General features: G+C 60.4%; 17 protein-coding genes. 3 read left to right on the forward strand and 14 right to left on the reverse strand.

The genetic code is table 11. The features are described 5' to 3' along the window. Window positions 1-35: 35 nt before the first annotated feature. From JNB89_RS01665 to JNB89_RS01685, 5 genes are read right to left on the reverse strand one after another with little or no spacing between them, the layout of a single operon-like run. Window positions 36-1352 carry a lipopolysaccharide biosynthesis protein gene (locus JNB89_RS01665; protein WP_220361002.1) on the reverse strand — a complete coding sequence of 439 codons (1317 nt, stop codon included), beginning with the start codon at window positions 1350-1352 and terminating at the stop codon, window positions 36-38. Between the two features lie 27 nt (window positions 1353-1379). Beyond that, window positions 1380-2390, reverse strand: a complete 1011-nt coding sequence (locus JNB89_RS01670) for a glycosyltransferase family 2 protein (RefSeq protein WP_013341445.1) — start codon at window positions 2388-2390, stop codon at window positions 1380-1382. A gap of 42 nt (window positions 2391-2432) precedes the next feature. Then, window positions 2433-3893, reverse strand: coding sequence for a hypothetical protein (locus JNB89_RS01675; RefSeq protein WP_220361003.1), 1461 nt, complete (start codon window positions 3891-3893; stop codon window positions 2433-2435). A gap of 3 nt (window positions 3894-3896) precedes the next feature. After that, window positions 3897-5012: a glycosyltransferase family 4 protein gene (locus tag JNB89_RS01680; RefSeq protein ID WP_220361004.1), complete on the reverse strand. Its 1116-nt coding sequence runs from the start codon at window positions 5010-5012 to the stop codon at window positions 3897-3899. 46 nt (window positions 5013-5058) lie between these two features. Further along, window positions 5059-7305 carry a polysaccharide biosynthesis tyrosine autokinase gene (locus JNB89_RS01685; protein WP_222858860.1) on the reverse strand — a complete coding sequence of 749 codons (2247 nt, stop codon included), beginning with the start codon at window positions 7303-7305 and terminating at the stop codon, window positions 5059-5061. A gap of 1189 nt (window positions 7306-8494) precedes the next feature. Between JNB89_RS01685 and JNB89_RS01690 the strand changes: the two genes are divergently transcribed. Then, window positions 8495-9376: a GlxA family transcriptional regulator gene (locus JNB89_RS01690; RefSeq protein ID WP_013341449.1), complete on the forward strand. Its 882-nt coding sequence runs from the start codon at window positions 8495-8497 to the stop codon at window positions 9374-9376. Window positions 9377-9487: 111 nt separating this feature from the next. After that, entirely contained in the window at window positions 9488-10432 is a 945-nt protein-coding gene (locus tag JNB89_RS01695; protein WP_220361006.1) for an ATP-grasp fold amidoligase family protein, read from the forward strand. Between the two features lie 146 nt (window positions 10433-10578). On the opposite strand, the gene JNB89_RS01700 is transcribed toward JNB89_RS01695, so the two are convergent. Next, entirely contained in the window at window positions 10579-11907 is a 1329-nt protein-coding gene (locus JNB89_RS01700; protein ID WP_013341451.1) for a hypothetical protein, read from the reverse strand. A 1266-nt stretch (window positions 11908-13173) separates the two neighbouring features. Here JNB89_RS01700 and JNB89_RS01705 point away from each other — a divergent pair. Then, window positions 13174-14178 (forward strand): hypothetical protein, encoded by a 1005-nt coding sequence (locus tag JNB89_RS01705; protein WP_346656180.1) that lies wholly within the window; start codon window positions 13174-13176, stop codon window positions 14176-14178. A 76-nt stretch (window positions 14179-14254) separates the two neighbouring features. On the opposite strand, the gene cyoD is transcribed toward JNB89_RS01705, so the two are convergent. From cyoD to araD, 8 genes are all read right to left on the reverse strand, one after another. Beyond that, window positions 14255-14587: a cytochrome o ubiquinol oxidase subunit IV gene (cyoD, locus tag JNB89_RS01710; RefSeq protein ID WP_013341452.1), complete on the reverse strand. Its 333-nt coding sequence runs from the start codon at window positions 14585-14587 to the stop codon at window positions 14255-14257. Further along, a complete protein-coding gene (gene cyoC, locus JNB89_RS01715; RefSeq protein WP_220361007.1) occupies window positions 14587-15195 on the reverse strand; it encodes a cytochrome o ubiquinol oxidase subunit III in 609 nt (202 codons plus the stop codon). The genes cyoD and cyoC overlap by 1 nt, the downstream gene beginning before the upstream one ends. A 3-nt stretch (window positions 15196-15198) precedes the next feature. After that, complete coding sequence (gene cyoB, locus JNB89_RS01720; RefSeq protein ID WP_220361008.1) at window positions 15199-17205, reverse strand: cytochrome o ubiquinol oxidase subunit I; 2007 nt, start codon at window positions 17203-17205, stop codon at window positions 15199-15201. Window positions 17206-17208: 3 nt separating this feature from the next. Beyond that, entirely contained in the window at window positions 17209-18099 is an 891-nt protein-coding gene (gene cyoA / locus JNB89_RS01725) for a ubiquinol oxidase subunit II (RefSeq protein WP_220361009.1), read from the reverse strand. Between the two features lie 298 nt (window positions 18100-18397). Then, on the reverse strand, window positions 18398-19465 hold the full coding sequence (locus tag JNB89_RS01730) for a LacI family DNA-binding transcriptional regulator (RefSeq protein WP_220361010.1): 1068 nt from the start codon (window positions 19463-19465) through the stop codon (window positions 18398-18400). Window positions 19466-19627: 162 nt separating this feature from the next. Further along, a complete protein-coding gene (locus JNB89_RS01735) occupies window positions 19628-20956 on the reverse strand; it encodes an MFS transporter (protein WP_220361011.1) in 1329 nt (442 codons plus the stop codon). A gap of 91 nt (window positions 20957-21047) precedes the next feature. After that, window positions 21048-21782: a ribonuclease activity regulator RraA gene (locus JNB89_RS01740; RefSeq protein ID WP_220361012.1), complete on the reverse strand. Its 735-nt coding sequence runs from the start codon at window positions 21780-21782 to the stop codon at window positions 21048-21050. 17 nt (window positions 21783-21799) lie between these two features. Then, a complete protein-coding gene (araD, locus tag JNB89_RS01745; protein ID WP_220361013.1) occupies window positions 21800-23590 on the reverse strand; it encodes an L-arabinonate dehydratase in 1791 nt (596 codons plus the stop codon). Between the last annotated feature and the right edge of the window lie 65 nt (window positions 23591-23655).

Below are 23655 nucleotides of genomic sequence, written 5' to 3' on the forward strand. Positions count from 1 at the left end.
TTACGCGCCGGACGCTCGCATTCCGGCAATCCGGTTCACTCGTCTTTGGCCGCACCTGCCTGTGCTCTTGCGCCCCACGCAAGGCCGAGCATGCCGGCGGCGCGCCGCGCCCCCGGCACCAGTCCGACCAGCTCGAGCCGGACCATCATGACCATCAGGATCACCGCGAGTGTCGCTTCGCCGAATACGCGAGCGAAGGCCATGCCCATTGCGCCGAAGCGCGGCGCAAGAATGAGCGCTGCAGCCAGGTTGAACGCACCGGAAGCAAGTCCGGCAAATGCGAGCAGGCGGTCTTTCTTGCGCGGCACGATAACGTAAAACGCGACGAACTCGTTGAAGGCGACGAACGGGAACATCCATGCGAAACATTGAAGAATGCGTGCGGCAGGCTCGAATTCAGCGCCGAGAATCAGCGGCAGGAGAAGAGGCGGCAGCACTATTGCGCCGCAAAACACGAGCAGACCGTAGCCGAGCAGAAGCGCTGCGCCCCGGCGGGTGGTGGCGTGTGCCCCCTCCTTGTCACCGTGAGCAAGCTGCCGCGAAATGGTCGGCACGAATACCTGCGACGCGGGTCCCATCAGACTGAGAGCAATGGTTGCAAAGCGCTCGGCCGCGCCGAAATAGCCGACCTGGTCGGGCGTGGACAGCAGCGTCAGCAAATAGGTGGAAGACGCCGTCAGCACAACGGAGCCCGACGAGTAGCAGAACAGCATCGTAGAGCCGCGGATGAGCGGCATCACGCCCTGCACGGTCAGGTGCGGCAGCCCCAGTTGCGATGTGGTGATGCCATACGAAATGATCGACGACGCCACGCCGGCAATCAGCAGGCTCGCAAGCACCCATACGGAATCGGCGGGCACCCTCACGAGACTCAGTACCAGGACGAGGCTCACGGCAAAGCCGAATACCTCGATCATGATCGGCGTACGGAAACGCTGGCGTCCCTGGAACAGCCAGCCGAGATTCATCGCGGAGACAATACCTAGCAGCGTGGCAAGAATGCCGATCAGCGGCCGCTCGGACAATGTCGGGGAGCACAGGGTGGCGATCACGCCAATGCATCCACCCAGCACCGCCAGAATAAGCCGCGCACTGACATGCAACGAGTAGATCGCATTGCACTCCTTCGCCGATTGCGCTTTTGCGACTTCGCGCATTCCAACCAGACTGAAGCCGTAGCTCACAAGCATCCAGATGACGTTCATGAGTGACATGGACGCTAGCACACGCCCATACTCCGCGACGCCGAGAATTCTTCCGTAGAAGGGCACCACGATGATGAGATACACGTACCTCATCAGATATCCGCCATAAACAAACGCAATCACGCTTGCGCTGTCTTTTCTTTCCATTTCCTTGTCCAAAAGCGTTCCCCGCCCTTAACGTTGCGCCACGCGTTGGCGAGCTAGTGGGTTCGAGATGTAGCGAACCACAAAGTCGGAAAGCGGCGAGTACGGCACGAGGCACAAGCCGGAAAGCACCAGGGTGCCGAACTTCTTTTTCACACTCCAGAACGGATTGGCCAGGATGGCGTGAAAGTAGCCCCGTGAGTCGCGCATCATCCAGCGCCAGCGGTGTGCGAGCGTCGCGCGATATACGCTGGAACAGAAAATTGCCTTTTCGTGGCCGAAATCGTGAAACGTGGGCGACAGTTCAATGCCTAGGCGCGACTTCGCGATATTGCGCAGAATCGCCCAGCGCATACCGAGCGCCTTGGGTGCTTTCGATATCTGCTCGGAGTTCGCGAACGAAACCGTGCCGCCGTCGGCGTTATGCACGCGATAGCCCCCTAGCGATTTGCGCAGCGTGGCGACGGGCCCCACCAGCGCGGCGCCGTAGATCGCGAAGAAGTCCGCGCCATAGCGATTGATTCCCGGCGCGGGAACCGGGAAGACCTGCCTGAGTGCGCTCACCCGATAGGCATTGCCGGACGCGGGCGGCGACGGATACAGCCAGCCCGCCTGCAGGAGTTCACCGCAGTTGGCGGGCGGCTCGGTATTCGGCACGTAGGCTCCCGTGTGTCGTCCGGTTGCATCCATCACGTCGAGCCGGAATTGCACTTTTGCCCATTGACCACTCGAGAAGATTTTCATCACCTCGGAGACGGCGCTCGGATACAGAATGTCGTCGGAGTCGAGAAGGATCGCGTACTCCGTCTGCAATGCGCTGATCGCGTGGTTATAGGCGGATACCTGGCCGCCGTTTTCCTGGAAGATGGCCGTAATGCGGCTGCCGTACTGCTCGATGATCGCTCTCGAGCCGTCAGTCGAACCGTCGTCGAGCACCACGACCTGCGTGCCCGGATAGTCCTGATCGAGCGCGGAATCGATCGCGGCCGCTAGATAGCGTTCGTAGTTGTAATTGCAAATGACAACTGTGACCTGGTTCATGGCGTTCGGCGCTATCTGAAGTGTTTCGGTGAATCGGAGTTGCTAGGCAAGGGAACGGACTGCGATGTAAGCAAGGTGCGTCGGCGGATCGTTGCCAGCTCCATTGACACGCTCAGGCACCTTGAAATTCAGCTGCAAACCGTCGTCATTCCAGGTAGTCGTCACCGTACCGGGTGCACTTACCGTGCCTGTCAACGCATCTATGAACTCAACTCTTACTTCGCGCGACGCCGGCCGCCTGAGGCCCGCCAGTGCCACGCTTCGCTCGCCCGCCGCCGCCTTCACCTGAAGCACCACGTCATTACCGGAGCGCAAGCCACCGCCCGACGCACCCGGACCGAATTTCAACGCATTGGGCAAACTTGCCAGCGGGCCGGATACCGTGTGACAAAGCACGACGAGGCTCCTGCCGGAGACGTTGTAGGTCCGCGTCGGCGGACCCCGATGAGTCAGACGAAACGGCTCATAGCCGTCCCAGTGATAGATCATGGAGACGTATTTGTTTGGATCGTCCCAGTTGTGATCGAGCGCCCATACCGCGAAGTCGAAAAAGTACTCCGGCAGGTAGTGCGGGTCCTTCATATACGCGTCGCCGATTTCGGTCTGCCAGATACCTCTTGCCGGCCCGTTTTTCACGTACCGCTCGTACAACTGGTCGATGTCGCTGACACCCAGGTAGTGCGTGTCGAGATAGTCGACCCAATCCAGCATGCGTTCATTCGAGGCCGGACTTCTGTACTCAAGCCACTTGTAGTAATTGGAAAGACCGCCCTGGTCTGGCCATCCGCCATACACGACATATGCGTTGTACTTGCGGATGATGCGTGCGGCCGGCAGATGCACTCGCTCCACGTAATCCTGCATCGCGCGCTCGTATGGCTTTACCTTGCGATCGTCCTTGCTGAAGTTCGGACCATGCCAGAACGTCGCCTGCTGCGCGCCGCCCGAAAGCTTTCCGGCTGCCTCGTTCCAGATCTGGAAATAGCGCAAATTGAACGGCGGTGCGGAGTACTTGCGCACTGCTGCCTCGACGTAACGCGTCCACGCACGCACGTCCCGCGGTGCGGAATTGCTGTCGCCGGGCACAGTCGCATTCCACGGCGCCGTATAGCCGAGCAGTAATAGCGACTTGATGCCATTGCGATTGTTCAGAAGCAGCGCCGGCGCTAGATCGTTGTCGAACTGCGATCCCGTCTTGTCGACACGAACGGGTTCTGTGGGCGAGTCCGGCTGGCCGGGGCCGACGGAATCCCGTCCCCAGCTAATGCCCATCTGCCGCCACATTTCCACGTCGCGGCTTGCGCCTGCCCATCCATTCGCACCGATCATGTCGGTAATCCTGCGACCGCCGCTGCTGCGCCCTTGCGTGCCCGTGCCGCTCGAAGGTGACGTCTTGCCATACGCAAGGGGTATCGCGGCGCTAACGAGCGCCGCAAGGGTTCGCAACGCCCGACGTCTACCGGCACGCGCCAGACCGCTATACATTCGCCCGCCCACCGACATGCGCTAGCCCGCCGACGCGCTGGCCGGCACGCCCGACACACGAACGCCCGCCTGCCCCTTGAGAAGCTCCAGCACCGCTTGCGCCGTCATGTCCCAGCGGAATTCGCGTGCACGCTCGTATCCCATTGCCTTATAACGTTGCCGCAGTACGTCGTCTGTCATCATGAGCGAGATCTTTTCCGCCATGTCGTTTGCCGAAGTAGCGTCGCAATACAACGCCGCATCCCCGCACACCTCGGGGATGGAAGTGCGCGACGAGGCGACAACCGGACAACCGCAGTACATGGCTTCCAACGGCGGCAGCCCGAAACCCTCATAAAGCGAGGGGAACACCAGACAGCCGGCGTTTTCGTAGAGTGCTTTCAATTCGCCGTCCGTGACGAAACCGGCCCACACTACTCTCTCTGACTGGGGTTGCTGTTCGCTGAGATCGCTGTTGAAAATGCGCGCGTTCTTGCCGCCCACCACCACGAACTTCACGTGGTCGAGATGTCCCAGCTTTTCAATCGCCTCCAGCACGCGTTGCAGGTTCTTGCGCGGGTCGAGACTGCCTACCACCACGCAATAGACGTCCTTGACCAGATTCAGGCGTTCCAATACGGCCGGATCCGACGCGACGCGATCCAGATGATCCGCGGCAGGATGCACGACAGCCACGCGCGACTCGTCCACTTTCAGGTGATGGCAAATGCGCGACCGGGAGAACTTCGACACGGTGAGAATCATCGGCTGCATTCGCGGCAGCACGAAAAAGCACAAGCGATACCACAGCACGAACTTCTTCGAGAATCCGCCTGGCACGTCGTACACCGCCATGTCGTGAACCATCACGACCTGGCGTCGTTTGAAGAGCGGATTCGTATTGCACAGGTTCAACAGCCTGACGCCACGCGAAACAAGCGGCAGCGTGATCTGCTCCCAAAGCGTGCCGCGCAGCCAGGGAAATCGCCGCTGCCATTTCAGTCGCGCGCCCGGTTCCCTCGTATCGCGGGGGACATAGACCTCCAGTTGCTCGCCTGGCGGAACGCGCATTTGCATAGCTCTAGTCAACTCATACGCGACTCTCTGCACACCCGTTACCGGCTGTGAAGTGAACTTCCCGTTAATTGCAAACGCCATCAGCTTCTCCGTTTTGCGAATGATTCGAACGACGGTGGCAGTGCGCTCACGTTCGCAGAGGTCCACCGGTTGGTTCGGCATCGCCGTAATCGCTGGCGTAGTTGGTTGCGTAGCCATAGGTGCGCGTACTGCGTCGAAGCGGAATACCGTTGAACACGGCACCCGCAATGCGGCCCTCGGCGCGTTCCATCTTCTTGATCGTGTCTTCGATCTCCTCTTCGCTTTGCATGCCCGAGCGCAGGACCAGCAGCGAAGCGCCGGCTTCGCTCGCAATGATCGACGCGTCGGTGACTGCGAGGAACGGCGGCGTATCGAAGATAACCAGATCGAATTGCGCGCTCAGACGCTCGAGAACTTCCTTGAAGCGCGGTCTCGCCAGCAACGCAGCTGGATTGTCCGGGCGCGATCCGCACGAGAGGAACGACAGATTCTCGATACCCGTATGACGAAGTGCATTGCGCAGCGGCATGCGGTCAGAGAGAACTTCCGAAAGTCCCCCGCGGTTGCTCTGGTTGAACAGCGAGGCGAGATGGCCGCGGCGCATATCCGCATCGATAAGGAGAACTCGAGCGCCTATCTCCGCCTGTAATGTTGCGATATTGGCCGCAACAAAACTCTTGCCCGCAGACGGCGTCGGCCCGATCACCATCAGAATGTTGTTGCGCGAATGCGCGAGATCGCGTGCCAGAGAAGTGCGCACTGCCCGCAGTGCCTCCACCGACGAATCGTTCGGAAAACGTTCCGCGAGTATTCGGGTGCCGCCGCTCGGTACCTGAATCTCCGGCACACCGCCCGTCGCCGGTTGCGGCAAACCAGCCCGGGCAGCGGCGCCGGGCAGTGATTTGGCGCCCGGATTGGTTCTGTCAAGCAACGACTGCTGCTGGCTGAACAGGATCTCTCCAAATACCGGCATGCTCATGCTGCGTTCGACATAACGCGGATCGGTCACGCCCGTGAGCACGTGGCGGCGCATGAACACCAGCACGATGCCCGACACGATGCCGAGTGCAAGACCGCCAGGCAGCACGAGCATCGGCTGCGGTTTCACTGGACGATGCGGCGTGATAGCCTGGTCGACGATATGGGCGCCGCCCGTTGTGCTCGCCCGGCGCACCTGCAACTGCTCGGCTTTTTGCACCATGCCCAGGTAGATGGTCTCCGCCACCTTCTGCGCGCGCAGAAGATCGACGCTTTCGCGCTCCGACGCAGGCATGCCGTTGAAGTGGCCGTTGAAATTCGCCTTCGCGCTGTTCAGTTGTGCGAGTTGCGTGTCTACGCTCTGTACCCAACGGCTTTGCGGCGTATAGCGCTCGAGCAATTGCGTGCGTTGCAATTGCAGGGTTGCAATCTGCCGGTCGATGTCCAGACCGCCTTGCAGATACGCCTGTGCCTCGGCAGTAGGCTGCATGGATTGCGAATTCGCGCGGAACGCCTTCAGTGCTTCCTCGGCCTTTCTCAAGTCGCCCAGAAGACGGGGAAGCTCTCCGTTGATGAACGCCAGCGTCGTCGTGTCGTTGGCCTGGCGACTCGCAATCGCCGTTGCGAGGTATTGCTGACCCAACGCATTCGCAACTTCGGCCGCCTTCGTCGCGCTCTTGTCCGTGTACTCGATCTGCACGAGACCCGAGTCCTTCAATTTGTCGCCAACCTTGATGGTGTTGTCAAAGCGCTTGATGGCATCCACTTCGTTCCAGCGAATAACCGTGAACTCAGTGTTGGGGCGCGCAACCAGTTCATCCACGCGCATTGAAATGCCATTGGCCGACACCGGTTTGCCCACGGTGCCGTGAAGGAAGACCTGGTCCTGGGGACCACGCAGTTCGTACGTGTTGTCCTCGCCTGCGACCAGCGTCATCTTTTCTTCTTCCAGATCTTTAGGGACGTCGAGTACACCGATTTTTACCTGCTCGCCTCCCCAAGCGTAGGACTTCATTCCGAGCCATGGGCGCGAGGGCTCGCCAGGCGTCGCGAACTTCTCCGCGATGTCGCCAAGCAGAGGCAGTTTGCGCGGCGTCACCGAGACGTCGAAACGAAACCGCTCAATGACCGGCTGCAGCACGGAACGGCTGCGAATTACGCCCATCTCGGTGACGGGCGACGGGGCCGGCGGCGGAAGGTTCTCCTGATTCTGCAGTGCGAGTCCGAGTGCGTTGGGTTCCGGTGGGTCGACGCGGATCAGCACGTCTGCAGAATAGATAGGCGACGCAATCAGCAAATACGCGGCAGCCAGGCTGAAAACGACGACCGTGGTCAGTACGATCTCCCAGACATGGTCGCGCATGAGACGGAGCATGGCGCGCGCGCTAAGCTGGCCACGCTCTGTGCTGGCACTCCCAGGGAGCGAATTCAGAGGATAGTAGTCCACCGGTTTGATCCTTCCATGTTTGATGGGCACAGTAATGAGTCGACACCGCCTGGCTGCACCAACGGTCCACGCTCCACATCCGTTGCCGGCAGGAACGCGTATGGCGTAGCCCGACGCATCGTCGGAGCTACGTCATGGTTTTGCCAAGCCAAGTGGCTGTCCACCTGCTTGAACGATCAAAGGCTGCGCCGCAAGCAGCACGGCTCGCCCCGTCTCCAGACTTCGAATCCCCCAGATAGCGGAACGACAGCGTGACGCCGGGTTCCGCGCTTATTTCGTACTACAAATAGTCAAGTGTTCGATACGCCGACATGAGGACAGTCTGCTCAAGATACGCGGCCCGGCCCCGGACTCATATGAGCGTTGCCTCGTCGAACTTCATCAGCGCAAAGCACTTCAGGACACGGCAATAACTACACCTGAATCGACTGGCTAAAGCGAAAAAGGCGAAGAAATTGCGCATTGCTGGCATTCGATAGCCACTGCAGGGGCAACCGCTATTGCTTCAGATGTTGCAGTGAAGCATAGCGCTCATCTGGATAAGCGCAGCGCTCACGGCATAAATTCGGGTGCTATTGGCCGAATCCGCCGAAGCGATTACAACGCAACACTGCAGGCGGAAAGTGTTGTAGCTATGTGCAATGGATGTAACAGAGTGATACGGAATTGGGGGTCCGCGGGCCATATACATTTAGTCACATTTCGCCGCGCCGCGACAAGCCCCAATAGTCGTTTGCCGACGGATCTGCCTTGTCTGGCGGGGCTTTTGGGCCGGAAGAACCTTTCGACCCCCAATAACCGCGCGCGAATTATGCGTAGCAAATCTTGCTGATTTCGCGGCCCATTTGTATGCCTTTATTTAGGCATTCGAGGTAACAATTTCCCCGATCATCACAATTGCGCCAAAACACCGTCGGATACCGGCCACGTTCGCCAGGGTGATTTGAGTACGCTAATCTCGTCACGTAGACAGTGATTCACCCTGTTTGGAGAACTAAGCGTGACGACTTCCACAGATTTTCTTACGTCGTATCTTGATACGCACCGCAGCGGTCCAAGAGTAGCGACGCGGAAGCCTGCCAGGCATATTGGGCTTCTAGTGTCGCAGGAATGCTCGATGGCCACAGCCGGAGCAATCGGCGACGCATTCCGGCTTGCAAACGAATTGTCAGACGGCGCTACAGATGACTCGCCGTATCGTCTTTCCGTGCTTTCCGAGAGCGGAGGGCTGGTAACCAGCTCGTCCGGCATTTCAATCTGGACCCAGAGCATCGACCGCAATCGGCTAGGCGATTTCCACGCACTATTTGTCGCGTGCCGGGACGCGGCGCGAGTGCTCGAGTCAAACGACCGTCTCCTCTCGTGGATAGCCCGGCAAGGCTCGATCGCATCATTCGACATTCAGCAAGGTGCGAACCTGGTGGTGGTCTGCAAGGACCCGTTGCATTCCACGGTCCCGATCTTCCTGTTTGATGATGCGCCGACGACCGCGCGTGCCAACAGTGCGACGCCCACCGATCTCGCCCTCGCGCAGATTGAACGCGACATAGGCACCGAAGTAGCGCGGAAGATCGCCGACATGCTGCAAACGACCTACGTCGAGTCCGACAGGTTCGAACTGGACGACGCGAGCATCACTACGACCACGGAGAAGATCCGCGAGTCGGCGCGTTGGATAAAGGAGAACTACAGCAATCCTATTTCCGTCGCAAAGGCGGCCGAGTGCGCGGCGATGAGCAAGCGCAACTATCAGCGCCGCTTCAAGTTCGAGTTCGGTATGACGCCGCTCGAGTATTTGTTGCGCACACGTTTCGAAGTAGTTCGCGCAATGCTGCGCAATACCGATCTGCCCGTCGACAAGATCGCGCGACGCTGCGGCATGGGGGACGGCAATCGCCTCGGCCGTCTCTTCAAGGAGCGCTATGGGATGTCCCCTACTCAATTTCGCGCCCAGCAACGCCTCGAAGTTGCGGAGCGATGCGTCGCAATTGACGACTGACGACGACTGACGGCTAGTGCCCGTGCGGGCGGGAAACGCGCGGCTTCAATAGCGCGGTGCCCGTTCGCGCCCGCGGGCCAAGCATCGCACGCTATTCTCAGGGATAGGACAATGACAACAACGAAGTCAGTGCAGTTTTCCCATGACGCGACAAGCCATCATCATAAGCAGCGTCATGAGTCGCCCGCAAGAAGGCTCAAAGAAGCGGTCAAATCCATGCTGCCGGCGCCATTGTTTCTTAGCCTGCTGCATCACAAGGAAATTGGCCGCTATCCGAACCTGCTGCGCCCGACCACCTTCAACGAAAAGATCCTGCAGAAGAGCCTGCGGCCGGACCCCTGGTTTGTCGAACTGACGGACAAGCTGACGGTCCGCGAGTACGTGGCGACAAAACTCGGCGAGGAGCATGTGATACCGGTGCTGGCAGTGCCGGACGCCTTCACGAAAGAAGTATTCGACGCCCTGCCCGATCAGTTCGTGATGAAGGCAAATCATGGCAGTAGTTATGTAGAAGTGGTCAGGAGCAAATCGGCAACGTCTTTCGAGCGACTGCGAGATCTTGCGAACTACTGGCTGTCGCTCGACTTCTACAAGATTGCACGAGAAAGACATTACCGGCAGATCAAGCCACGCATCTTTTTCGAGCAGCTGTTGCTCGACCACAGTGGCAAGATTCCCGCCGATTACAAACTGCACTGCTTCAACGGACGAAGCGGACGGCCGGCCATCTACATTCTGGTGATTTCGGACAGATTTGGCGGAAATACGCGGGGCGATGTGTACGACGTGGACTGGAATCACCTCGACATAGCAATTGGGTACTACAAACGCAGCCCGATACCGGCGCCGCGCCCAGACAACCTCGAGGCCATTCTTCATGCAGCCACGAAGCTGTGCGAGGACTTCGACTACGTTCGTGTCGATCTGTATGCGCCCGACAACAAGGTTTATTTCGGCGAGCTAACGTTTACGCCCGGCGCCGGCGTGCTGCCTTTCACGCCCGACCGAATAGATTATGAGTGGGGAAAGCTGGTGCCCGACACCTTCTGTCGTTGACAGCACGCAGCGGGCACGCCGTTGCAGCGTGCGCAGGCCAACGTAAATAAGCCGCTGTCGCCCTGCAAGAAGGGCGACAGCGGCCTGGCTGAGGGACGACTGAGACTCGGACCGAAGCTCGGACTGAGACTCGGACCGAGACTCGCTCAGGTGTCTGCGTGGCTGGACGTGAAGCTGGTGAACGCGTTGTACGGCGCGTCGATCACTTTGCCGTTGACCATGATGCCGTACGTGTTGTCGCCGCTATCCAGAACGTAGTACATGACCGACTGGATGTTGTGCGTCTTACGGGCGTTGTAGAACGCGTTGAGTCGGTCGGAAATGTACGTGCCGCGGTAGCTCTCGGACTTTTCCGGGCCAGTGTTCCACTCCGTGACGATGAGCGGCACGCCATAGCGGGCCTTGCAATAGGTCGCGAGGTCGAAGCCCGGACCAGCGCCGTCGGTGCCCACGTTGAACAGGTCGCCGTACACTTCGTAGTTGTGCCACGTGGTGATGTCCCAACGCACCTTCGGATAGCCGCCGCTGCCGTCCGGCTGCATACCATCCCATAGCGCGTCGGCGGCGCCCACGTCTGCGACGCAGAAGTTGATGCCGCACTTTGCGTCCGGCTGCGCCGACTTCACGCCGTCGATCATGCCGCGCATGACGCCGCGCATGATGGGCCAGTTATGATTATTGAAGTCGCTCGCCTTCGAGCCCGCAGACGTGAAGTCGACCACGGTTGCGTCCTGGCGCGTCAGTTCGTTGCCGCATTCGTAGATTGTCACACCGTAGGGCTTCAGCGCGTTGGCGACGGTCGAGCCGACCACGCGGCCGCGATCGTATGCAATGGATTCGCTCGCCATGATTCCGCCTGTCTCATAGACGCCCTGATCGATGAGCGCGAGCAGCGTGAGCCCTGCTGACTGAAACGCCTTCGCCAGTTTGATGACCGCGTCCAGATCCTTGGGATCGTCGGTCACGCCAACCCGGTAGCTCGTGCAGTTCATGCTCTTCAGGAACGACACGACCTGTTCGGGCGTGTACGTATAGTCGGCGTGCCCGTTTATGCCAAAGAAGCTTCCCGCAGTCGACGCAACGTCGATCCGTGGATCGCTGCAAGGTAGCCATTGCTCCGCGACGTCCGCGTTCACGTAGAACTGACCACCGGTGCCGCAATGCCATATCTTGCCGCCGTACCAGAGCACGAGCGACACGTTATACGTGTTGCCGACGGTCGAACCGTTGCGGTAGATCACGCCGTTGGCCAGCGTCCAGACGTCGCCATAGCCATCGGTAATGGAAGCGGCCGGGGGCATGGCCGTGCCGCTGGCCGATGCGGCTGCGGAGGTTACTTTGGCCACGGGGCTCGCGGATGCCTTTGCGCTCGCACTTGCGCTACCGTCTTCGGAGCCACCGCCACCGCAGGCGCTCAGCAGATAAGTACCGGCCAGCGCAGTCAGGCCTCCGAGAAATTGTCGTCGTTTAACCATGATTGTTTTTCCACTGTCGAGAAAATTCTCGATAAAAAATCAAAAGATTAGTTTTCGGTTCAAAATAGAACCGCGTTTCTTCGGAACAAGCTCGTTGTTAATTCGTTGTACTTATTGATGCACAATTGCACATTGCACCCTTCGCAATTCAATAGGTGCGGTCACATTGCCGGAGACAACGTGGAATGACCGGGTGGCGGCAGGGAATGCTCCGCCCATCGCGATGCGCTCGACGCCGCGATACGTGATGAACTTCTGGAAAGACGTTGGGCAAACTGCTGCCGCCGCAACCCGTTGCTGCGCGAACGTTGGCAGGAACCTGGAGCCGATCGCTGATCGGGAAAAACTGGTTCGACCTGTGTCGCAACGGGGTAAATCGTACCCGCTAATGCAGCGTGGGTCACATGGAAATTAGTACTTTTCGGCCAAAAAGCATGATTCTTTCCGAGAACTTCGCGTAACGCAAAAATTCCTGCTTTCTGACGATGATCGGAAGATTAGATGGACTTACCCTCTGGCCATCCGGCCCTAATGTCAAATTCTTCAGGGCCCGATGTTTGGAGTAATTATTTCTCGTCACCAATGAGACGAGTTAGAGAGGAGGAAAAAACACCCATCATCAGACGAAACCACCGGAGAACGCGGCGAATGCGTGGTCTGAGATGGATGGAATTTTCCTTAGGATATCTTCATACGAAATATCCTTTCTCGTGGTTAACTCTATCTCTCTCGCGGCAGCGCCCTGCTTGCGCCGACGGCCACACGGTAGGCCCGACGGCTTTCTGCGCTCCGGAATGATCGCCCCGATGCGCTCGTTTTCGACAGTACTCACCCGGAACAGACCGGACGGCGCACAGCACGAGTATTTTCTCAGGCGATTTTGGTTTAGCGACGCGGCCCTTCAAAATGCGGCCGTATTATTAATTCCCCGAGAGCATTGGATTATCAAGGCGAACCCAAGTGGCCTTTTCTCTTTCTGGCAAAAATAAAAATGCGTATTTAGAAACGCCGCGCGCCACTACGCATCACGCGAAAAAGCAATAGCTACGCAAAATAATCGCGACGAGGCAGGCTATTCGCAAATTCCAAGCGCGCGACAGTCGCCTGCGATACCCTACGATACGTGCGTCAGCACACAGCCGGCTCTACGCCGCATTGCTAATGTCGGTCACGGCGTGTCGAGCAAATCTCCAAGGAATGATCTATTCTTGAATGGCAGTCAGCCACCGATTACCTTGGTTTATCTACCCTACTCTTAATCGAATAGTGTCCACAAGACGAGGTTGCACGCGCGGTTTTGGCCCGCTGCTGACTCTTCTATCCGTTGCTCTTGCCTGCGCGGCTCCGTACGCGAAGGCACAGGAGTTCTCGCTGCTGGCCGGCCCGCTTGTTAGCGGCGGCGAGAATACGTACTCATGGAGTGGCACCTATCGCGAAGGTTTGGGACGCTTCGCGGCGTGGAGCTTTTCATGGCTCAACGAGGGGCATCCGCCCGGCCACCATCGTGACGGGCAGGCCCTGCAAGCGTGGGGACGCCAGCCCTTATGGGACGATCGGCTCGAACTCTCGGCAGGAGCCGGTCCATACCGATACTTCGATACCACCGTGGCAAGCGCCGGAGGCGATTATTCGAACACACACGGTTGGGGCGTCGTGGGAAGCGTGCGGGCCGCCTATTATTTCGATCGACGCTGGATCGGCATTGCGCAACTGAACCACGTCCATGCGTTCGGCGGCCCGAACACAACCGCACTCATGTTCGGCGTTGGTTATCAACTGGAAGTGTCGAACGAGCGCGGCCCGCGCGAGCGGCCCCTGCCGCGTGCATCGAACGTCACGAACAACGAGCTGACTGTGATGTTGGGCAAGACGATTCTCAACAGCAACGAGTCAGAGTCGGCCAAGGCAGTGAGCCTCGAATACCGGCGCGGGCTGTGGCGCTATGTCGACGTGAGCGCGTCTTACCTTCACGAAGGCGGGCACATGCAATCGCGCCGCGACGGCCTTGCGGCACAACTGTGGGCGACGCGCGCATTTTTCGACGACAGCCTGACCTTATCGGCTGGCATTGGTCCCTATGTGGCGATCAATCAGACCGACCAACTCCCGCAAGACCGCATGGGCGACGGCCGCGTTTCCGGACTCTTCGCGGTATCGGCAAGCTATCGCTTTGGCTCCCGCTGGCTCGCCCGCGTTACGTGGAATCGCGTAGTAACGCGCTACGACCGCGACACGGACGTGATAGAAGGCGGAATCGGCGTGCGGTTCTAGAGGGCGTGCTGGTGTTGTGATTGCCCGCGAGCGGGCAACCGGTTGGCAGCAGTAGCTCGCCCTCTTGCAAACGTTGTTAACGGGACATCATGTTCATGCTGACGTTATGCATGACCCACACCGTGCCGCCAATCAAAAAGAGCGCGGCCAATGCAGTGTAAGCGAGCGCCATGACATTCCAGCGTTGCCCGGCCGACATGTCGATGTGCAGGAAGAACACGAGGTGCACGACAATCTGCACGAAGGCGAGAACGGACAAGGCGATCATTGCGGTCTGCGCGGGAAGCGCGCCGCGCATGACCAGCCAGAACGCCGCCGCGGTCAGCACGACCGAGAGCACGAAGCCGCAGACATAGCCGCCTGTGCTGCCGTGTCCCGACTCCGCGGAAAGTGATTGCATGTGAGCCATTACAGCACGCTCCCGAGATAAACGAACGAGAAAACGCAAATCCAGACAATGTCGAGGAAATGCCAGAAGAGACTCAGGCACGCGAGGCGCGTGAGCTCGCGCTCCGACAACTTGGGAGCACGCACCACCTGAACCGCCAGCACGGCCATCCACACCAGTCCCACGGTGACGTGCAGCCCGTGCGTACCCACCAGGGTGAAGAACGCCGACAGGAACGCGCTGCGGCCGGGCCCGGCGCCTTCTGCAATCAGATGCGAGAATTCGCGCATTTCCAGCACCAGAAACGCGAGCCCAAGTGCGAACGTAACGGCGAGCCAGCCGAGCACCGCTGCTGATTTGCCGCGCCTTGCGGCCAGCATGGCGAAACCATACGTAATACTGCTCAGCAGCAGTGCAGCCGTTTCCACCGCGACACCGCCGATGTCGAACAGCTCCTTACCCGAAGGGCCGCCCGCGAACTGATTCGACATCACCGCGAATACCGCGAAGAGCGAGGCGAACAGCACGCAGTCGGTCATCAGATACAGCCAGAAGCCGAACACCGTGTCCGACGAACCGTGATTGCCGTGCCCGCCGTCGAGCGGAACGGAAAGTGTTTTGTGCGACATCGATCAGGCCTCCACCGCTTCCAGTTCGCGGTTGTTCACCGCAGCGGCCGCAGGACCGCGCTTACTTTCGATTTCCCGCACGGTATCGGCGGAAATGTAATAGCCGTCGTTATTGCCGAAGCTGCGCGCAATCAGCGTGGCCGCGATAGCGAGGAGCGCCGCGACGGCCAGCCACGTGATGTGCCAGACACCGGCAAATCCAAGCGCGAGGCTGAACACGCCAATGAAGAGACCCGCGCTGGTATTCGACGGCATGTGAATGTCGCTATACGCCGGCGCTTTGGCCTCGGTCCTTGCGGTTTCTTTCATGTACGCATATGCGTCGAGCTCATGCACCGTCGGAATGATTGCGAAGTTGTAGGCCGGCGGCGGCGACGAGGTCGCCCACTCGAGCGTGCGGCCGTCCCACGGGTCGCCGGTCACGTCCCGATACTGCGGTTTGTTGCGGTTGACCACGCTGACCCATACCTGCGCCACCTGGAACACCACGCCGAGCGCGATCAACGCGACACCGCATGCCGCCGCAATCAGCCACGGATGCCACGCCGGATTGTCATAGTGGTTCAGGCGCCGCGTCATACCCATGAAGCCGAGCACGTAGAGCGGCATGAACGAAGCATAGAAGCCCACGAACCAGCACCAGAACGCGCACTTGCCGAGCTTTTCATTGAGCTTGAAACCGAATGCCTTCGGGAACCAGTAGTGGAACCCTGCGAGATAGCCGAACACCACACCGCCAATGATCGCGTTATGGAAATGCGCAATCAGGAAGAGGCTGTTGTGCAGCACGAAGTCGGCGCCGGGAATTGCCATCATCACACCGGTCATGCCGCCAATCGTGAAGGTGATCATGAAGCCGATCGTCCACAGAACGGGCGCGGAAAATTCAAGGCGTCCGCGATAGATCGTGAACAGCCAGTTGAATATCTTCACGCCTGTGGGAATGGCAATGACCATTGTCATGATGCCGAAAAACGCGTTGACGTCCGCACCCGATCCCATCGTGAAGAAGTGATGCAGCCAGACGAGGAATGCCAGCACCATGATCGCGCAGGTTGCATAAACCATGGTCCGGTAACCGAACAGCGGCTTCTTCGAGAACGTTGCAATCACTTCCGAATAGATGCCGAACGCCGGCAGCACGAGGATGTACACCTCCGGATGCCCCCACGCCCAGATCAGGTTCAGATAGAGCATCGCGTTGCCGCCCGCTTCATTCGTGAAGAAATGCATGCCCATGTAACGGTCGAGGCCGAGCAGCGCAAGCGCCACCGTCAGGATCGGGAACGTGGCCATGATCAGCACGTTCGAGCAGAGCGCGGTCCACGTGAACACGGGCATTTTCATCAGCGTCATGCCGGGCGCGCGCATGCGCACGATGGTCACGAAGAAGTTGATTGCAGTTATCAGCGTGCCGACGCCGGACAACTGCAGGCTCCATATGTAGTAGTCGACGCCGACGCCCGGACTGAACTGCAACTCCGAGAGCGGCGGATACGCGAGCCAGCCGACCTGTGCAAATTCGCCGATCACGAGCGACAGATTCATGAGAATCGCGCTGATCGCGGTCATCCAGAAACTGAGCGAGTTCAGGAACGGGAACGCGACGTCGCGCGCGCCGATCTGCAACGGCACCACCAGGTTGAACAAGCCGACCATCAACGCCATGGCCATGAAGAAGATCATGATGACGCCGTGCGCCGTGAAGATCTGGTCGTAATGGTGCGGCGGCAGATAGCCCGGCGAGTGGTATGCGAGCGCGAGTTGCAGGCGCATCATCACCGCATCGACGAAGCCGCGCACCAGCATCAGCACTGCAACGACGATATACATCACGCCAATCTTCTTGTGGTCCACGCTTGTGAGCCACTCGTGCCACAGCCACTTCCATTTATGAAGCCGCGTTAGTGTGGCCACCACGGCCAGCACCATGACCAGCATGAGCGCGCCCGCCCCCATGATGATGGGCTGATCGAACGGGATCGCGGAGAGTGTCAGATTTCCGAGCATGTGCTAACCCTTTGTACGGCAATTGCTGTTCTGCAGATCAAGGACATTGCCGTTGTTGTACTTCGCAATAACGTTGTTGAAGAGCTTGGAATCGACCGACGAGAAATAGCCGACCGGCTCCTTCTCGCTCGGTTGCGCCACGGAGTTGTACGCGTTCATATCCAGCCGGCGCGGCGAAGCCTTGACTTTCTCGACCCACGCATCGAATTGCGCAGGTGTGACGGCGAGCGCGCGGAACTTCATGTCCGAGAAGCCCTTGCCGCTGTAGTTGGCGGAGATGCCGGCGTAGTCGCCCGCATGGTCGGCGATCAGATGCAATTGCGTCTGCATGCCCGCCATTGCATAGATCTGGCTTCCCAATTGCGGAATGAAGAACGAGTTCATCACGGAATCGGACGTGATCCGGAAGTCCACCGGCGTGCCCACCGGGAACGCAAGCTGGTTGACCGAGGCCACGCCGAGCTCCGGGTAGATGAAGAGCCACTTCCAGTCCAGCGCCACGACCTCGACCTTGATTGGCTTGACCGCCGACTGGATCGGCCGGTAAGGGTCCAGCTCGTGCGTGGTGTTCCAGGTCAGGATGCCGAGGAACAGAATGATGAGCGTGGGTACGGTCCACACCACTGTTTCTATCGCGGTGGAATGCGCCCACTTGGGGGCGTATGTCGCGTTGCGATTGCCTGCGCGGTAACGCCACGCGAACACGAGGACCATGATGATCACCGGCACGACGACTATCAGCATGGCCATGGTCGCCGTACTGATCAGCGACTTCTCCGCCATGCCCACGCTGCCCTTGGGATCCAGCACCTCGAGGTTGCTGCATCCCGAAAGACATGCAACGAGCCCCGCCCCCAAAGGTATCAACACCCGTTCAAAGGTCTTATTCACCATATCTGCCTGATTTCCATGGACCGGTCTGAAACGCTACACAATGTTCTTGCCATGAAGACCAGACCACTACTTCATGCGCTGTCGGATTTTAAAAGCGCAAGCCGATCTGAAATATGATCCTGGACAAGCTAAGTGCAATCGCAACGCGCAAGGCGCGCGCGATGACCGCAGCCGGCGTGGACAGAGAAAAGCCGCGACGTCCGGGACGGCGCGGCCTGACTGAAGATGTCGTGAGGTAACGACCGCGCGCCCGTGACGGGCACGCGGCGCGGTTCGCTAAGCGATGGCCGGACTCAGCCTACGTGGTGCCACGCTGCACGATCTCGAAGCCCACGTCGGTCACCTTGTTCTGCGCCGATCCGGCGATCCGGTCGAGCAGGCATCGCGCCGCCGTGAGCCCGATGCGGGTGCCGTCGACGCGTACGGAAGTGAGTTGCGGCGTGGTCTCGGTGGCGAACTCCAGGTCGCCGAATCCGCAGATCGCGAGTTGCGACGGCACGCTGAGCCGCAATTGCCGCGCCGCGCTCAAGGCGCCTATCGCGAGCAGGTCCGAGCCGCAAAACACCGCGTCCAGATCTGCGGCCTCGTCGAGCAAACGCGGCAGTGCCGACTTGCCGAGCGCCACCGAACTCGGCGGCGCGACGAGCACTTCAGGAATCTCGTCGATGCCCGCCTGCGCGAGGCGCTCGCGAAAACCGCGGCGGCGCGCGAGCGCGCGCTGGTCGTTGGCGGACACAAGGCCGGGCTTGCGCACGTTCCTCTGCAGGAAATGCCCGGCGACCGCGAAGCCGATCTGGTAATGCGAGAAGCCCACCAGCATGTCGATGGGCTGATCCGTCATGTCCCAGGTCTCGACAATCGGAATGCCGACGTTTGCGAGCCGCTCACGCAGCGAGTCCGTGTGGGCGACGCCCGTCAGCAGCACGCCTTCGGGACGCCGGCTGAGCACTGCGTCGAGTAAGGTCTCTTCGCTCGAATCGTCGTAGCCGCTCAACGCGAGCAACACTTGGTAACCGGCGCGCGACATGGTCTCGCTGAACACCTGGATGGTTTCCGAAAACAGCGAGTGGGCGATGGTCGGCACGATTGCCGCGATGAGCCGCGAGCGCGACGACGACAGACCGCCCGCGAGCCGGTTCGGCACATAGCCGAGTTTCTGCACGACCTGCCGCACGCGTTCGAGCGTCTCCGGCGCCACCGTCTCCGGGCTGTTGAACACGCGTGACACCGTGATCGGCGCGACGCCCGCCTGCGCGGCGACGTCCGTGATGCGCAAGCCTTTGGGCCCGCCGCGCAGGCGCCGCGCGGGCGACACCGCGTCAGGCGCAGCGGCGCTGGCGGTGGCGGGCGGTTCTTTATTCGGCATGATCGCGGACAGAGGAAGTTAGATCGCTCGCGTATTGTAAACCGCACGACGTCACGCCAAACGGCACCCGGCTACCCCAAAGCGCACCGGGCAGGTCCCAACGTGCGCCACACCGCACACCCCTCAGACCATCGCGCGATATGACGCAGCGGCTCACGCATCTCATTCGGTCACTGCCATGGCGCCTCGGGCCGAGCGCACGTTGCGCTCGCGCCGAAGAATGAACACGGTAATTGCTGCGAACAGCAGCAGACAGGTTGCAGGAATCAGCATGGGCGCTTTCACGCTACCCGTAGTTTGACGAACCCACGGCACAAGATTTTGCGCGATGAAGCCGCCAATGTTGCCAAGCGAATTGATCGCGGCGATTCCCGCCGCCGCTCGAGCGCCAGTCAGGAATTTCGGCGGCAAGGTCCAGAAGCAAGGCAGCAGCAGATACATGCACGGCGCGCCGAAACACAGTGCGATGAAACGCAGCGTGTTGGTCGGCAGAAACACTGCGCTCGCGAAACATGTGACGCCGAGCAGCGCCGAAACCAGCATCGCGATGAGTGCGCGATCGCCCGCACCGCGCAACCTGGAAGGCAACCATGCAAGCACCACGGTCGCCATCAGCCACGGCACGATGTTGAGCAAACCGTTGGTTGTATTGCTCACGCCAAAGCCCTTCACGAGCGTCGGCAACCAGTAGCTCACGCCATAAACGGAAATGGACAGCATCATGTAGTAGAGCGCCATGCCGATCACGCGCGGCTCGGTCAGCACGCTCAGCAGCGAACCGTGCGACGCGACGCTTGCCCTGATCTGCGCGCGTTCCGCCTCGAGCGTGCTGGAAAGCCATGCTTTCTCGTCGGCGGAAAGAAACCTGGCTTCTTTCGGCGACGCCGGCAGCATGAACAGCACCACCACGGTCAACAGCACCGAAGGCAGGCCCGTCACGATGAATACGAGTTGCCAGCCTTGCAGCCCCGCGAACCCACCCTTGTCGAGCAGCCAGCCGCAGATCGGCGCGCCGAGCATATTGCCGAGGCTGCTGCCGAGCGTGAAATAGCCGAGCATGCGCACGCGATGCCGCGCCGGAAACCACAGCGTCAGATAATAGATCACGCCAGGATATAAGCCTGCTTCGGACGCGCCGAGCAGAAAACGCAGCACGTAGAACATGGTCGCGTTCGTCGTGAAGGCAAGCAGTATCGTCACGACGCCCCACGTGAGCATGATGCGCGCCATCCAGCGCGGCGCGCCATATTTGTGCAGCATCACGTTGCTCGGCACTTCGAAAATCAGATAGCCGATAAAGAACAGAGACGCGCCAAGCCCATACGCCACTTCGGAGAGCCCGAGGCTGCCCAGCATCTGCAGCTTCGCGAAGCTGATATTGGAGCGGTCGATATAGGCAACCAGATAGAGCAGCCCGAGTAGCGGCATCAACCGGAGAGCGAGGCGGTTGATCATGCGCGATTCGTCAATAGCGGGGGTCGTGGTGTTCACAGCGTCTCCTACGGCCGCGTTCTTCGCGCGAGCCTGCGTTCTGTAACGGATGAGGCGTGAGTCGGCTCGGCGAATCGGAGGGCCGCGCGGCTTATTGTTGTTGTGCCCGCCACTGCGCATAAGCGGCCATGGTTTCCTCGTTCGGCGGATAGGTGCCGCGCAACGGCCGCCCTTCCTCGATACGCTGCGCGATGAATGCTTCGAGTTGCTCCTGCTCGGCGGCGTCGCGCGCGACTTCGGCGGCCATCTCGCGCGGCACGATGACTACGCCGTCCACGTCGGCGACCACGATATCGCCCGGATACACCGCCACGCCGCCGCACGCAATCGGCACGTTCATATCCACTGCATGATGTTTCGCGAGGTTAAGCGGCGCGCTCGCGCCCGCGCACCAGATCGGCAAGCCCAACGCCGCGATGGTCCCGCTGTCGCGCACCGGGCCGTCCGACACCATGCCCGCGACGCCGCGCTTTGCGAGCCGCAGCGCGAGGATGGAGCCGACCGACGCCACCGCGCGCTCGCCGCGGCAGTCCTGCACCAGCACACTGCCGGCGGGCGCGGTCTCCACGGCCTTGCGCTGCGGATGCTCCGGGTCCTGAAACACGCCGACGTGATCGAGGTCTTCGCGCGCGGGAATATTGCGCAGCGTGAATGCCGGGCCGACTACATTCGCCGCGCCGGGCGCGGGTTTCACGAGCGGCGCGACACCTTGCAAAAACACGTTGCGCAAGCCGCGCTTGAAGAGTTGCGTGGTCAAGGTGGCGGTGCTGACATGCCTTAGCTGTTCGAGCGTCGCTTCGCTCACGACGACTTCAGTTGCGCTCATAAGGACTCCGTTTTGAACTAGTGGATCTCGGGTTCGCCGTACTTCGCGCCCGGCGTGGCCTGTTCCTGCCGCGCCGGCGCGGCGGCGGTCGCCTTCATCGGCTCTTCGAGAAAGTCGAAGTCGCAACCCTTGTTCGCCTGCAGGACATGCAATTGATGCATCACGCCAAAGCCGCGCTCGAACGGAAGCTTCGGCGCCTGCCACGCCGCCTTGCGCGCGGCCAGTTCCTCGTCGCCCACGTCCAGATGCAGACGCCGCGCAGCCACGTCGAGCTCGATCATGTCGCCGTCTTTCACTAGCGCAAGCGGGCCGCCCACGAACGACTCGGGCGCCACGTGCAGCACGCACGCGCCGTAACTCGTGCCGCTCATGCGCGCATCCGAAATGCGCACCATGTCGCGCACGCCCTGTTTCAGGAGCTTTTGCGGAATCGGCAGTTGCCCCCACTCGGGCATGCCGGGCGCGCCGACCGGCCCCGCATGCTGGAGAACGATCACGGAATCCGCGCTAACCTCGAGCTCTTCGGAGTCGATGCGGGCCGCCATGTCCGCGTAATCCTTGAACACCACGGCGGGACCGCGATGCTTGAGCAAGTGTGCTTCCATTGCCGCCGGTTTTATCACCGCGCCGTCCGGCGCGAGATTGCCGGTGAGTACCGCGAGCCCGTCGCTGGCCACGATCGGATTGCTGCGTCGGCGGATGACGTCATCGTTGAAAATTTCGGCACCCGAAATATTTTCTCCGAGCGTCGAACCGTTGACCGTCAGCTGCGAACCGTCGATCAGCTCACCGAGCTCCACGAGCAGCGCGCGCAAGCCGCCCGCATAAAAGAAGTCTTCCATCAGATACTGGCCCGCCGGCCGCACATTGCCGATTACCGGCGTGATGCGCGACAGCTCGTCAAAGCGCGCGGTCGTCAGGTCGATACCGGCGCGACGCGCCACCGCGACCAGATGGACGATCGCATTGGTCGAGCCCGACATGGCGAGCACCGTGGTCACGGCGTTATCGAATGACTTCGCGGTGAGAATGTCGGACGGCTTCAGGTCGGTCCACACCATCTCGACAATGCGCTGGCCTGTCAACGACGCGAACTGCGCATGCCGCGAGTCGACCGCCGGAATAGACGAAAAACCCGGCAGCGTGAGCCCGAGCGCTTCAGCGGCGCTCGTCATGGTGGAGGCCGTGCCCATCGTCATGCAATGGCCGGGCGACCGGGCAATGCCGCTCTCGATGCCTTTCCACTCGTCCTCGCTGATCTTGCCCGCGCGCAGTTCGGCCCAGTACTTCCAGGTGTCAGAGCCGCTGCCGAGCGTGCGGCCGTTCCAGTTGCCGCGCAGCATCGGGCCGGCGGGCAGATAGATGGCCGGCAGGTTCATGCTGATCGCGCCCATCAGCAGGCCGGGCGTGGTCTTGTCGCAACCGCCCATCAGCACGCAACCGTCGAATGGATAGGACTTCAGAATTTCTTCCGTCTCCATCGCGAGGAAATTGCGGTAAAGCATCGTGGTGGGCTTCTGGAACGGCTCGGCGAGCGTCATGACCGGCATCTCGACGGGAAAACCGCCTGCCTGCCAGATGCCGCGCTTCACTTCCTCCACACGCTGCTTGAAATGCGTGTGGCACGAATTGATCTCGCTCCACGTGTTGACCACGGCGATTACGGGCTTGCCCATGTAGTCGGACGGGTGATAGCCCATTTGCGCGGTGCGGGAACGATGACCGAACGAGCGAAGGTCGTTCACCCCATACCAGCGATAACTGCGCAACTGCTCCGGTGTCTTGCGGTTCGCCACTGACGCCTCCATGGTATCGCTACCATCCGCTCATCGTTCTGCGGGGCTGGACGGCAGCTTTCGGAATGACTGCGATG

Source organism: Paraburkholderia phenoliruptrix (assembly GCF_019511605.1).
Taxonomy (GTDB): domain Bacteria; phylum Pseudomonadota; class Gammaproteobacteria; order Burkholderiales; family Burkholderiaceae; genus Paraburkholderia; species Paraburkholderia phenoliruptrix_A.